Origin of the sequence: Maribacter algarum (ex Zhang et al. 2020), from assembly GCF_005885635.1 — a bacterium.
GTDB classification, from domain to species: Bacteria; Bacteroidota; Bacteroidia; order Flavobacteriales; family Flavobacteriaceae; genus Maribacter_C; species Maribacter_C algarum.
On sequence record NZ_VATY01000004.1, the window covers coordinates 69,432 to 82,011 of the forward strand.

The following is a 12,580-nucleotide window of genomic DNA, read 5'->3' on the forward strand; positions in this document are numbered from 1 at the left end:
TTTTTTAATTTCGTTACTAATCAAAAATAATTGCTCCAAATTACCAAGAATGAAAGATTTAAAAATTATTTCGCTTTTCTTCTGCTTACTTCTACTTTCCGCCTGTAGTAAAAAGGCTGATGATTTTGCAATCCCAGCAACCGTTGACGCAGAAGCAAACGCTGGTGTCGATGTACAGGATTTTATGTGGAAGGCTATGAATTACTGGTATTTTTGGCAAGAAGAAGTCCCTAATTTAGCGGATGACAAGTTTCCAATTTCTGAAGCTGGCACTAAAGCCTATACCGAATTTTTGAAATCAGAAGCTAACCCTGCCGATTTTCTCACCAATCAGCTACGGTTTTCTGAAGATCGCTTCACTTTCTTTTCAGATGATTATACTACCCTTACGAATTCCTTAGCGGGAATTTCTAAAAGTAACGGTTTAGAATTCGGGCTGATTAACTTCACAGGTAGTGACAGTGTTTTTGGCCTTGTTCGCTATATTATTCCAGGTTCTGATGCTGCAAATAAGGATATTAGTAGAGGTGAAATTTTCACAGCGGTAGATGGGCAAGCACTTACCACGACTAACTTTAGGGATTTGTTATTCGGAGACGTTACCACATATACCCTCAACATGGCAGATTTCGTAGATAATGAATTCACTTTGAATGGTAAGGAAGTTTCATTGACTAAAGAAGAGGGATTGGCCGAAGATCCCATTTTTTTGGATAAGATATTTGAAATCAGTGGCGAGAAAATCGGGTACTTGGTATACAATGGTTTTATAAATGAGTTCGACGAGCAGCTAAACGAGGTATTCAGTCGTTTTAAATCTGGTGGTGTTACAAATCTTGTATTGGATATGAGATATAATCCAGGGGGTGATGTGAATTCTTCCGCTCTTCTTTCAAGTATGGTATATGGTACCAATACCAATGATGTTTTCTTAAAAGCCAAGTACAACAATAAGTATCAAGCCGTTTTACAAAAAAACAATATAGATGTACGACGTTTTTTTAGAGACAAAACACCTGCTGGTACGGGTGTAAATACTTTAAACCTATCTAAGGTTTATATTTTAACAACAAAAGGATCTGCTTCTGCCACCGAGTTAGTTATAAATGGTCTAGAGCCTTACGTAGATGTTATTCAAATTGGCGATGTTACCAGAGGAAAGAACGAGTTCTCTGTAACACTAGTTGATGATCGTGCCAACAGATATATTTATAGTAGGGAAAGGGAAAATCAGATTAAAAGTTCCAATAATTGGGCATTACAACCCTTAGTCGGACGAAATGAAAATGCAGATGGCTTTTCAGAATATACAGCAGGTTTAACACCTGACTTTGAACTCAAAGAAGATCTGACAAATATGGGCGTATTGGGCGATCAAAATGAACCTCTACTTGCAAAAGCAATTGAGCTTATAACAGGAACAGTATCCGGTAAAAGAAATACTGGGGTTCAAGTGCCTGTAAGTGAATTTACTAACTCGAAGATGTTTACTCCAGTAAAGGACAATATGTATGTTACTGATGTGCCATTTATAGAGATTGAGTAGCTTAGACATACAAGGAACATGATAAAAAAAGGCTTGGTAGATCTGATTTACCAAGCCTTTTTTGTTTCATTGGATTTATTAGTTAAAATAAATTCCCCCAGGAATAATACCAAGTTCAAAAGTCTTCACTTCATCTTTTGTACTTAAATCATAAATACTCAAGCTCCCGTTACTAGCAAAATCTTTAGCATCTGTAGTATACAATCTGCCATCTCTAACAGTCATTGCGTAGGTACCTACTCCATCAAAAGTTTTTTCTGTGGGAAGCTGTGTTGCTGATGTAGCAATACTGTAAACTGCTCCGTCCAAAGTATAGTATAAATTAGTACCATCATACCCAAGATGGTTCGGATGTTCAGTAACACTGAAATCTATACTTGATTCAACCTCGTTTGTTGTTGTATTGATTTTCGATAATGAGCCAGCGGTTTCTTCTCCACTAAAAGAAGGCTTTCCAGAAGATAGTACCCAAAGATTTCCAACAGCGTCTAATTGCATAGCTTTAGGTACATCACCAATTTCAATGGTAGTGGAGACCTCATCTGTACTTCCATCAATTACCGAAACTTTGTTATTCTGACCGAAACCACCTTGATGAGCCACATAGATTGTCCTTTGTCGTGAAATAATTTCCTCTGGCCCAAAATCAACAGGAATCGTGCCCTCTACTGTATTGGTCATTAGGTTTATCATTGCAATAAAATCATCCGTGACATCATTCGGGTCTCCCCAATTCGTGACATAACCCTTACCATCAAGTGCTAAAAAGTAACGTGGATTATTTAATCCCTCAGAAATAACCGCAATTTTTCCAAAAGTACTTCGATCTACCACCGTAATCGTATTTGAAACATTTGCAACTACGTAAGCTCTATTTTCATCAAAGCCTATCGATTGTACCACGTTACCTAAATCTGTATTATTAACTTTTTTATAAATTGCATTTTCCGCGCTGCTCAAATCATTTGGGATGAAAGAAACTGTACCCGTTCCATTATTGAAAGGACCTTCATTGCTTACTAAAATGCCTGATGCATAATCTCCAATAAAAATAGGGTCCAAACTTTTAATTCCACTGTCACAAGCTCCGATAAGAAAACCGATAGCAATTACTGATACTACATTTTTAAATCGCATTCTTTAAAATTTAAAATTAAGGTTAAGGTGAATATTTCTGTTGGGCATGGGTCGAAATGCCACGTTTTGATAATTCTCGTTCAATAGATTGTTAATTACAACATGAACTTCTGTCTCAATACCCTTTTTCTTAGGAAAGCCATAGGTCAGTCCGGCATTGAGCACCAGATAAGCTGAAAGATTTTGATTGTTGTCGGTACTTGTAAAAACTTCTCCGTTATAAAGCCCTTGTGTAAAAGCACCCCACTTTTTATAGGAATAGGCAAGATTAGAAGTGATTTTGTGGTAAGGTACGTAAATCAATTGCTGCTTACTTTCATTGTCTATAGCTTTGGTATAAGCGTATCCATTCTTCCATTGCCATTGATGTTCCCCGGATTTCTTTAGGAATTCCGTTTCAAATTCAAGTCCGTAATGAGTGACGTCTTTTACATTAATGGGAGACCAATTACCAGAAACATCAGGTCGCCATTGAATTAAATCAATCGTGGAAATGTAAAACCCGTTTAAGGATAGACTATAATTTTTTCCACTTAAAGTTTGTCCTATTTCACCTTGTAATGAAGTTTCCGGAAGCAGTTCAGAATTTCCAACTGCACCTCCTCCTTCCCAATACAAATCATTAAAAGTGGGAATTCTAAAGTTCTTCGAAGTATTCAAATTGATCGTATAACTTTCTGTAGGCTCGTATTTTATATCTATAGAATACACAAAGGGACTCTCAAAATCACTCACCCAATCTTTTCGAATATCTATGCCGTAACTGAAATTATTAGAAGGTCTATGTGAAATCAATAAGATGCCGGCCAAACGATTTCTGCTTTCCTTATTGATGGATGAGCCTTGCGCATTTATCGTATTTGCTTCAATAATTCCGTTCAACTTCCACTTCTTGTAACGGTACAAATAATCATAGTTTAATAAGAAGCTTCCAGATGTTCCAAAACTAAATTCTTCGCGTTCTTTATTAGCATAATACCGATAGCGCTCCGATAGGTAAGCAGCTTTTACTCTTTGTATGTAATTGGTTTCAAAATTGGTCCACTCTACCAGTGAACGTGTATTTAGGTCGCGATAATTATCATTGGATGGGGCAGTCAGCGTTCCGGAAAAATCGCGATTACCGAAAAACGTATTCTGATACACCTTGAGTAGATTCGATTTTGAAAGCAACTGCCCGATAGCGATATCTAGGTTTTGATTCGAAAAAGCGCCATTTTCGTTTCTTCTATCTGTTCCTAAATATTTAAAATTATTTGTGGAACTAAAATGACCGATGCCTAGGCTGAATGAAGTTTTATTAGTTCCCCATTGAGATTGATACCCAATAGTATTCGTATCAAAACTACCATACCCAATTCGAAATCTATTTTCAAACGGACTGCCAAAGGCCAGATTCTGATTCAAATGAATACTTCCTCCGATAGCACCCGTCCCATACTGGGTGCTTCCGCCCCCACTTCTAACGAATACCTCGCTCAAGTTTTGCGCCATAACCGTATTAAAATCGGTTTGACCCGTAAGTTGTGAATTGATATTGATTCCATTCCAGACAACAGCAGTTTGTGAAGCGGAGGTCCCGCGAAAACTTGCCGATGAAACCATTCCATAGCCATTTTGCCTGAAATAAATGGGTGTATTGAATTGCAGATTATCGGTCAGCATGCCTTGATTTCTCTGCAACACGGAATCATTAAGCTGCGTTACTTTTATACCATCAGCGAACTCTTGTAGTTTACTATCAGATAGCACCACTTCTTGCAAGAAGATAACGGAGTCACGTTGCCCAAAAACCAGATTCACACCTAAAAATGTGAATAAAAGAAGGATTACATTTTTCATATCACGGAAGACCTTTTACCCGAAAGTCTATCGATTTTGGTTATGAATTAAGGCAGGTCTCCTGACTTGCATTTTGTTATTTAACCTTCCCATCCGCTAGCCGGCGGACAGTGGTACTGCAGTAAATAACAAATTCCCTTTTTGGGAGAGACGCTGAACTAAATCAACGTATGCTTACAGTTGCGGGAACAGCTCTGGATTCTCACCAGATTCCCTTTTAATTGACGAAGTCAATACTGAACTCGTTTCAGCATTTGTTCGTCAAACCAAAATTCAAGTCAAAAGTAAACATTTTGTTTAATCTTTCAGACGAAAGATTAAATAATACTACTTTTGAAAAATGCAGATTCTATTCCAATTGAAAAAACTTCTTTTTATTCTTTCACTAGTTTTTCTTTTTTCTTGTAAACAACAGAAAAAAGAAAAGTTTCCGGACATAACTCCCATAAAACAGGGAGAAATTGAATATGCAAAAGGGTTTTCCATAGAAAGGTCCACTAACGGAATTACCATAATAAAAATTACTTCTCCATGGCCTAATGCTGAGTCTGCTTTTACATATGCGCTAATTTCCCGTCAAAAATTGGCTAGTATTAGCTTAAACAAAGATGAATATGATGCCATTATTACTGTTCCAGTAGAAAAAGTCGTTGCTACTTCAACAACCCATATTCCTGCTTTGGAAGCTTTGGGCGTTGAAGACAAACTCATCGGTTTTCCTGATACCAAATATATTTCCTCACAAAAGACTAGAAAACGTATTGATAGCGGATTGATAAAAGAACTCGGTAACAACGAATCGATAAACACTGAAATGGTCTTGGAAATGAATCCTGATGTAGTGGTTGGTTTTAGTATCAACAATCAGAATAAAACATACGAAACCATACAACGCTCAAATATTCCCGTCGTTTATAATGGTGATTGGACGGAAGAAACTCCCTTAGGAAAAGCAGAATGGATTAAATTCTTCGCTCCCTTTTTTGAAAAAGAGGTAATGGCAGATAGCATCTTCAGTCAAATTAAAGATTCCTATCTAGAAGCAAAAATTTTAGCAAAAACAGCCAAACAGCCTCCAACGGTTTTGAGTGGAGCGATGTACAAAGACGTCTGGTACCTGCCCGCCGGAAAGAGCTGGGCGGCACAGTTTTTGGCAGATGCCAACGCCAATTACCTGTGGAAAAATACCTCAGGAACTGGTAGTCTCTCCCTAAGTTGGGAAACGGTTCTAGAAAAAAGTAAAACTGCAGATTTCTGGATTGGTCCTTCGCAGTTTACCACCTACAAAAGCATGTCCGAAGCTAGTCCACATTACCAACAGTTCGATGCTTTTCAAAATAAGAAAGTGTTCACTTTTTCAAGTACAAAGGGCGACACGGGAGGATTACTGTATTACGAACTTGCGCCACAGCGACCTGATTTGGTTTTAAAAGACCTTATACATATTTTTCATCCAGAGCTTTTACCAGAGTACCAAAATTTACTTTTTAAGCCCCTTGAATAAGATTGGAAAACACCACCAAATACCAAAATTCATTTGTACTATTGGGTATCACCTTAGTCATCTGTTTCATCTTGAATATTAGTCTGGGATCGGTTTCCATTCCTTTTAAAAGTACACTTAGCGAACTATTTTCGGGAAATATTGAAAACGAATCTTGGCACTATATTATCTGGAAATACAGAATACCCAAAGCCCTGACCGCAATCTTAGCTGGTAGCGCTTTGGCCTTAAGCGGGTTATTAATGCAAACCCTTTTTCGAAATCCTTTGGCCGGACCTTTTGTACTAGGTATTAGTTCTGGTGCCAGCCTAGGTGCAGCACTTCTCATCATGGGAGCCTCTATTTTTTCAGGCGTCGCTACTTTCGAAATTGCCAATAGTGTATCACTTGCCTTAGGAGCAAGTTTAGGAAGTTTTTTAGTCCTCTTAGCGGTCTTAACCGTCGCCTCAAGAGTAAAAGACACCATGGCCTTATTGATAATAGGTTTAATGTTCGGAAGCATTACGGCAGCCATTGTGAGTGTTCTCTCCTATTTCACCACCTCCGAAAAATTGCAACGCTATGTATATTGGTCTTTCGGTAGCCTTGGGGATTTATCCTGGTACCAACTATCGCTGTTAGGAGGAATAATCTTGATGGGAATACTACTGGGTATTGCTTCCATAAAATCATTAAATGCCTTGCTACTAGGCGAGAATTACGCACGCAGTATGGGCCTACAGTTGAAAAAATCAAGATATATCATCATCATCGCAACAGCGTTACTCGCAGGGAGCGTAACCGCTTTCGCAGGACCCATTGCCTTCGTCGGGCTTGCAGTACCACATTTAACGCGTCAAATATTCAATACAACAGACCATAAAGTTTTGATGCCTGCGGTGCTCCTGTACGGGGCAATTTTAATGTTGCTCTGTGACATCGTAGCACAAATACCAAGCTCGGCAAATGTGCTTCCTATCAATGCAATTACCAGTATAATCGGGGCGCCGGTCGTGATTTGGCTCCTCACCCGAAAAAGAAGAATGCTGTTTTGAGTTCGGATACCCAACATATCACCATTTCTACAAAGGACCTTACAATTGGTTACAAGAATGTTACGGTCGCTAATACCATTAATTTTGATTCCCTTTCAGGGGAATTCATAGGAATTGTTGGCATCAACGGAATCGGGAAATCAACCTTACTGCGCACATTAGCCAAAATTCAGCCTTCCTTATCCGGAAGTATTTCAATAGAAGGAAAAGCTTTAAATACGCTGGATACATCAGCCTTAGCCTCAGAAATCAGTATTGTTTTGACGGAACCCATCGCTTCGAAAAATCTAACGGTTCAGGAAGTAATCGCACTTGGCAGACAGCCCTACACAAATTGGATTGGCACTTTAACGGAACAGGATACATCAAAAATCAAGGAAGCTATTCAAATGCTGCAACTTGAAGATTTAGTCCATAAGAAGTGTTATGAATTGAGTGACGGACAATTGCAAAGGGTTATGATAGCACGGGCTTTAGCACAAGATACCTCCATCATTTTACTAGATGAACCTACCACTCATTTGGACTTATATCATAAAGTGCAAATTTTAAAACTCCTCAAATCCATAACTGAGGAAACGAAGAAAACCATTCTATTTACAAGTCATGAAATTGAAATGGTGATTCAACTCTGTGATAAGCTATTATTGTTAAAGGAAAGCGATAGTTCGTATGGAACGCCCAATGAACTAATAGAAAAAAGAGCTTTTGATACCCTATTCCCCTCTGATACGGTTATTTTTGATGCGAATACGGGTACTTTTCGCATTCAAAAGTAAACACCGTAGTTATTTTATTTTCTAAGGCATTCTTGTATATTTACTGGCTACACTTTTGAACGGGAATGAACGAATATTTGATATATCTTTTAGTAGGATTACTATGCCTTGCAGCTGGCTATTTTCTTGGGAATTACATCCAAAACCTAAAAACAAAATCAAGTCAAAGTGCCTTAGCAGAAAGGCAGCAGCAGCTCACTAATAACTTGGGTGTTCTAGAACAGCGTCTTCGAGATACCGAAGAACACAAAATGTATTTACAAACTGAGAAAGAACAATTAGGCAACCAAATCGTTCGTTACGAAGCAGATATGGAGAACCTCCATTTAAAAAATAAAGAACAAAAAGAGGAGGTTGAAAAACTTCAAGAAAAGTTCACCAAAGAGTTTGAAAACCTAGCAAATAAGATTTTAGAAGAAAAGAGTTTAAAATTTACTGAGCGAAACGAGAAGAACATCAAAGACATTCTTACACCCTTAAATGAAAAGATTCAATTATTCGAAAAGAAGGTTGAAGAAAGTCAAAAAGAGAATATTAGCATTCATTCTGCTTTGAAAGAGCAGCTTTTAAATCTTCAAACGCAAAATCTTAAAATAACCCAAGAGGCTGAAAATCTTACGAAAGCTTTAAAAGGTGATAGTAAAATGCAAGGAAATTGGGGTGAACTCGTCTTAGAACGTGTACTAGAAAAATCTGGACTAGAAAAAGACAGGGAATATTCCGTACAGCAGAGTTTCACGCTTGAAGATGGTTCTCGGGTTCTTCCTGATGTTATTATCAACCTTCCTGACGGAAAGAAGATGATTGTTGATTCGAAGGTTTCCCTAACCGACTATGAGCGTTTTGTAAATGCAGAAAATGATGATGAACAAGCAAAATACCTAAAAGACCATATCAATTCTCTCAGAAGACATGTAGATCAATTATCCGCTAAAAAATATGAGGATTTGTATGAAATGGAAAGTCCTGATTTTGTTTTGCTTTTCATCCCCATAGAACCTGCATTTGCTATTGCAATAAACAATGATAACTTACTGTACAACAAAGCATTCGAACAAAATATCGTCATCGTTACTCCATCTACCCTATTAGCAACATTACGTACGATAGATACCATGTGGAATAATGAAAAACAGCAAAGAAACGCTATTGAAATTGCTCGACAAGCCGGGGCACTTTATGACAAATTTGAAGGCTTTGTAAACGACCTAACCAAGGTGGGTAAAAAGATGGATGACGCCAAAAGTGAATATAAAGGCGCCATGAATAAATTGGTTGAAGGTCGCGGTAACATTATTACGAGTATTGAAAAGTTAAAGAAAATGGGGGCCAAGGCCAAGAAGTCAATTCCTGAACCTATTTTGAGAAGAGCACAAGAAGATGACCTATCTGCTGATGAGACAGGCTTCGAAGAACCGAAATTAAAATTATGAAAAAAACACTAATTAGTATCGTTCTAATAGTTGGCACTCTATTTACATTGGTATATGCCTTTGTTTATTTTGTGCCGTATAGCGAAGGTGCCCGCTCAGGGGAGTTAATTAAATTCAGTAATAAAGGTGTCGTTTTTAACACCTGGGAAGGTGAAATAAGCCAAGGTGTTTCTGGTGCACAGATATTCAAGTTTTCCGTACTGCAGAAAAACCAAGAGGTTATCAAAGATTTGAAAGACTATAACGGACAATATGTAAAACTTGAATACGTGGAACGTTACGCCACCTTCTTCTGGTTGGGCGATACAAAGTATTACATCACCAAGGTAACCAATGTGCCATCGCCACATATAAGAAACTGATTCGTGGAAAAGTTTAAAACAGCCCGAGAATCTCGTCTTTCTATTACGGAACTTATGCTTCCCTCCCATTCCAACTTTGGAGGTAAAATTCATGGAGGGCATATTTTAAATCTGATGGACCAAATTGCTTTTGCGTGTGCGTCAAAACACTCTCAAAAGTATTGTGTAACGGCCTCAGTGAATCGGGTTGATTTCAGGAGTCCAGTAGAAGTTGGTGAACTACTTACTTTAAAAGCTTCCATCAATTATACAGGCAGAACATCAATGGTAGTAGGCGTACGCGTAGAATCGCAAAATATCACCACAGGTAAGCGACGACATTGTAATTCCTCTTATTTTACCATGGTTGCCAAAACAGAAGAAGGCAAAAGTGCTGAAGTTCCTGGACTTCTTATTCAAGATGAGCAAGGTGTTCGCCGATTTGCTCGCAGTAAATTTCGTAAAGAGGCTGCCTTTCTAAGAGATACAAAGTTTGACGAAAGCAACTTTAAAGCCGAAGATTACTTAGATTCTTTATTTGATGATAACATCAAGATTGAGTTGAAGTAATTCCTGCGGCAGATTCATCTAAAAACCATAATAATCTTCCTGAGGATGGATTTACCAGACTTGCTGGGTAATCTTCATAAGCTCCCGATTTATTTTTGATTTCTTTAAACTTTTCAGCTTTACTTTCTCCTGTAACCAGAAATACCACGGTATCAGCATTATTAATGACTTGCCCTGTCAAGGAAACCCGCTTTTGTCCCGAATCTGCGTGGACTGCCACTTCGCAATACTTTTCCGAATGCCATAATTTTATTTCATGCGGAAAAATGGAAGCCGTGTGTCCATCATCGCCCATACCCAAAATAACCAAGTCGAATTTAGGAAGACCATTTGTCTTAGGTAAGTTTTCTTCAAGAAACGCTCCATAGCGCTTCGCCTCATATTCAGGTTCGTTTTCACCTTTAATACGATGTATATTTTCTTCCGGAATGGTAATCTTAGAAATCAAATGTTCCAAAGTCATTCTATAATTGCTTTGCTCAGCTGTAGGTTCAACGCAACGTTCATCACCCCAATACAAATGAACTCCGCTCCAATCAATGTCCGTTTGAAAATTCGCGGCCAATTCGTCAAAAACGATTTTCGGTGTGCTTCCACCTGAAAGTGCAATATGGACTTCTTCCATATTCGCTATCAAAATTGCAAGATACCTTGAAAAGTTCAGCGCTACTTCTTGTTTTGTTTTTGATATTTTAAGTTTCATTTCCTTTTACGCTTATGGCAATTCGCAATGTGCAATTCGCTTTTATATTTTAATTTAATTTTTCCTGACTTCCTAGAACCTAGCAAATCACACAAAACCCAGGATCGTCCGCCAAATTCGGCCCAGGATTTCGCCACATTCCGTAGCCTTCAATTAAGTCATCGGCGTTCTCAGGGCCCCATACTCCGGCGGAATATCCGTAAACCTTAGCTTCTGAATTCTTCCAATATTCTAAAATCGGGTTTACAAACTCCCAAGCGGCTTCCACTTCATCTGCTCTCGCATAAAGGGTCGCATCTCCTTGCATCGCGTCCAACAACAAACGCTCATACGCTTCCATAACATGCGTTTCTGTAAGTCCTGAATAATAAAAGTCTAGATTTGCTCGCTCAACTTTGAATCCCTGTCCCGGAACTTTTACACCAAACTTCACCAAGATTCCCTCATCAGGTTGAATTCGTATTATTAATTTGTTGTCTTTATTGAACATTCCAGAATCTTTAAAAATCTGATGATGAGGCGACTTAAAATGGATGACCACTTCAGTAACCTTAGTCGGCATTCGTTTTGCCGTTCTCACATAAAACGGCACATCTTTCCAACGCCAATTATCCACATAAAACTTAATCGCCGCATAGGTCTCTGTGGTAGATTCTGAATCTACACCATCTTCTTCACGATATCCTTTAACTACTTCTCCATTAATTTTCGAACTAACATACTGCGCTCGAATGGTATGGTCGTGAAGTGTTTTTTCATCTCGCATAATTCGAAGTGAACGCAGCGCCTTGACCTTCTCATTTCTAATTTCTTGTGCATTTGCATCTATGGGTGGTTCCATAACGATAAGCGATACTATTTGTAGTAAATGGTTCTGAAACATATCCCGTAGAGCACCCGACCCATCGTAATAACCACCACGCGAACCTACGCCCCCACTCTCTGCATTTGTAATCTCGACATGGTCTATATAGTTGCGATTCCACAAAGGTTCGAAAATACTATTCGCGAAACGAGTCACCAGGAGGTTTTGAACTGTTTCCTTACCCAAATAGTGATCTATGCGATAAATCTGCGATTCTTTAAAATATTGCTGCAGTCCTTTGTTCAAAGCTTTTGCAGTTTCTAAATCATAGCCAAAAGGTTTTTCCACAATTAAACGCTTACAACCGCTGGTCTCGTCGTTAAGACCTTGGTCAGTCAGGTTTTTTGCAATAGCCTCAAATAAACTAGGCGGAGTCGACAGGTAAAAAATATAATTATTTTCGGTTCGATATTTTGAGTTTAAATCTGAAATTCGTTTTTCCAAACGACTATAATTCACATCGTAGTTCGAACCTAAATCTTCGTAAAAAATTTGGTTTGCAAAATCCTCTACTAAACCAAAATCTTTAACCGTTGCTTGACTTTTTAAATGCTCGCTTTCAAGAGCCACTTTTTTTCGAAACTCAGCATCGGTCATATCACTTCTGCTCACGCCTAAGACCACAAAGTTTTTAGGAAGATGCTTTCCTTTGAAAAGGTTAAACAGGCCGGGGACGAGTTTTCGGGCGGTTAAATCTCCGGAAGCCCCGAAAATAATAAGCATTTGGTTTTCTGTTTTCGTCATGATACGAATATGCGTTTTCTAATGTTTTAAATATAACTATCCTAAGGGAGTTTCCAAGCCCAAGTAGAACCTAAACCGAATA

At 38.4% G+C, this 12,580-nt stretch carries 11 protein-coding genes and 1 riboswitch; of the genes, 7 read left to right on the forward strand and 4 right to left on the reverse strand.

The annotated features are described in order from the left end of the window. Window positions 1-49 precede the first annotated feature (49 nt). The gene (locus FEE95_RS17415; protein ID WP_138659302.1) at window positions 50-1,546 is read left to right on the forward strand and encodes a S41 family peptidase; all 1,497 of its coding nucleotides are present in this window, start codon (window positions 50-52) and stop codon (window positions 1,544-1,546) included. Window positions 1,547-1,624: 78 nt separating this feature from the next. Here FEE95_RS17415 and FEE95_RS17420 read toward each other — a convergent pair whose 3' ends face one another. Together FEE95_RS17420 and FEE95_RS17425 are read right to left on the reverse strand one after the other, a co-directional pair. Continuing rightward, on the reverse strand, window positions 1,625-2,683 hold the full coding sequence (locus tag FEE95_RS17420) for a YncE family protein (RefSeq protein ID WP_138659303.1): 1,059 nt from the start codon (window positions 2,681-2,683) through the stop codon (window positions 1,625-1,627). A gap of 3 nt (window positions 2,684-2,686) precedes the next feature. Continuing rightward, entirely contained in the window at window positions 2,687-4,525 is a 1,839-nt protein-coding gene (locus tag FEE95_RS17425) for a TonB-dependent receptor plug domain-containing protein (RefSeq protein ID WP_138659304.1), read from the reverse strand. Between the two features lie 34 nt (window positions 4,526-4,559). After that, a riboswitch (cobalamin riboswitch) is annotated at window positions 4,560-4,811 on the reverse strand. A gap of 54 nt (window positions 4,812-4,865) precedes the next feature. Here FEE95_RS17425 and FEE95_RS17430 point away from each other — a divergent pair. The 6 genes from FEE95_RS17430 (at window position 4,866) to FEE95_RS17455 (ending at window position 10,186) form a co-directional block, all read left to right on the forward strand. Next, window positions 4,866-6,029 (forward strand): ABC transporter substrate-binding protein, encoded by a 1,164-nt coding sequence (locus FEE95_RS17430; protein ID WP_138659305.1) that lies wholly within the window; start codon window positions 4,866-4,868, stop codon window positions 6,027-6,029. Between the two features lie 2 nt (window positions 6,030-6,031). Continuing rightward, window positions 6,032-7,063: a FecCD family ABC transporter permease gene (locus FEE95_RS17435; protein WP_138659306.1), complete on the forward strand. Its 1,032-nt coding sequence runs from the start codon at window positions 6,032-6,034 to the stop codon at window positions 7,061-7,063. Beyond that, window positions 7,060-7,842, forward strand: a complete 783-nt coding sequence (locus FEE95_RS17440; RefSeq protein WP_138659307.1) for an ABC transporter ATP-binding protein — start codon at window positions 7,060-7,062, stop codon at window positions 7,840-7,842. Before FEE95_RS17435 ends, FEE95_RS17440 begins: the two co-directional genes overlap by 4 nt. A 65-nt stretch (window positions 7,843-7,907) precedes the next feature. Then, complete coding sequence (locus FEE95_RS17445; RefSeq protein WP_138659308.1) at window positions 7,908-9,275, forward strand: DNA recombination protein RmuC; 1,368 nt, start codon at window positions 7,908-7,910, stop codon at window positions 9,273-9,275. Further along, window positions 9,272-9,637: a 6-phosphogluconate dehydrogenase gene (locus tag FEE95_RS17450; RefSeq protein ID WP_138659309.1), complete on the forward strand. Its 366-nt coding sequence runs from the start codon at window positions 9,272-9,274 to the stop codon at window positions 9,635-9,637. Before FEE95_RS17445 ends, FEE95_RS17450 begins: the two co-directional genes overlap by 4 nt. Window positions 9,638-9,640: 3 nt before the next feature. Further along, a complete protein-coding gene (locus FEE95_RS17455; protein WP_212748454.1) occupies window positions 9,641-10,186 on the forward strand; it encodes an acyl-CoA thioesterase in 546 nt (181 codons plus the stop codon). Here FEE95_RS17455 and pgl read toward each other — a convergent pair. Both pgl and zwf read right to left on the reverse strand, forming a co-directional pair. Next, on the reverse strand, window positions 10,167-10,889 hold the full coding sequence (pgl, locus tag FEE95_RS17460; protein ID WP_138659310.1) for a 6-phosphogluconolactonase: 723 nt from the start codon (window positions 10,887-10,889) through the stop codon (window positions 10,167-10,169). The genes FEE95_RS17455 and pgl overlap by 20 nt on opposite strands. Before the next feature lie 79 nt (window positions 10,890-10,968). Next, complete coding sequence (zwf, locus tag FEE95_RS17465; RefSeq protein ID WP_138659311.1) at window positions 10,969-12,498, reverse strand: glucose-6-phosphate dehydrogenase; 1,530 nt, start codon at window positions 12,496-12,498, stop codon at window positions 10,969-10,971. Between the last annotated feature and the right edge of the window lie 82 nt (window positions 12,499-12,580).

Bases quoted from the DNA above. Each gene is read 5' to 3' on its own strand.
- FEE95_RS17415 (WP_138659302.1), top strand. From the start codon at position 50: ATGAAAGATTTAAAAATTATTTCGCTTTTCTTCTGCTTACTTCTACTT.
- FEE95_RS17425 (WP_138659304.1), bottom strand. From the start codon at position 4,525: ATGAAAAATGTAATCCTTCTTTTATTCACATTTTTAGGTGTGAATCTG.
- pgl (WP_138659310.1), bottom strand. From the start codon at position 10,889: ATGAAACTTAAAATATCAAAAACAAAACAAGAAGTAGCGCTGAACTTT.
- FEE95_RS17430 (WP_138659305.1), top strand. From the start codon at position 4,866: ATGCAGATTCTATTCCAATTGAAAAAACTTCTTTTTATTCTTTCACTA.
- FEE95_RS17445 (WP_138659308.1), top strand. From the start codon at position 7,908: ATGAACGAATATTTGATATATCTTTTAGTAGGATTACTATGCCTTGCA.
- FEE95_RS17420 (WP_138659303.1), bottom strand. From the start codon at position 2,683: ATGCGATTTAAAAATGTAGTATCAGTAATTGCTATCGGTTTTCTTATC.
- zwf (WP_138659311.1), bottom strand. From the start codon at position 12,498: ATGACGAAAACAGAAAACCAAATGCTTATTATTTTCGGGGCTTCCGGA.
- FEE95_RS17450 (WP_138659309.1), top strand. From the start codon at position 9,272: ATGAAAAAAACACTAATTAGTATCGTTCTAATAGTTGGCACTCTATTT.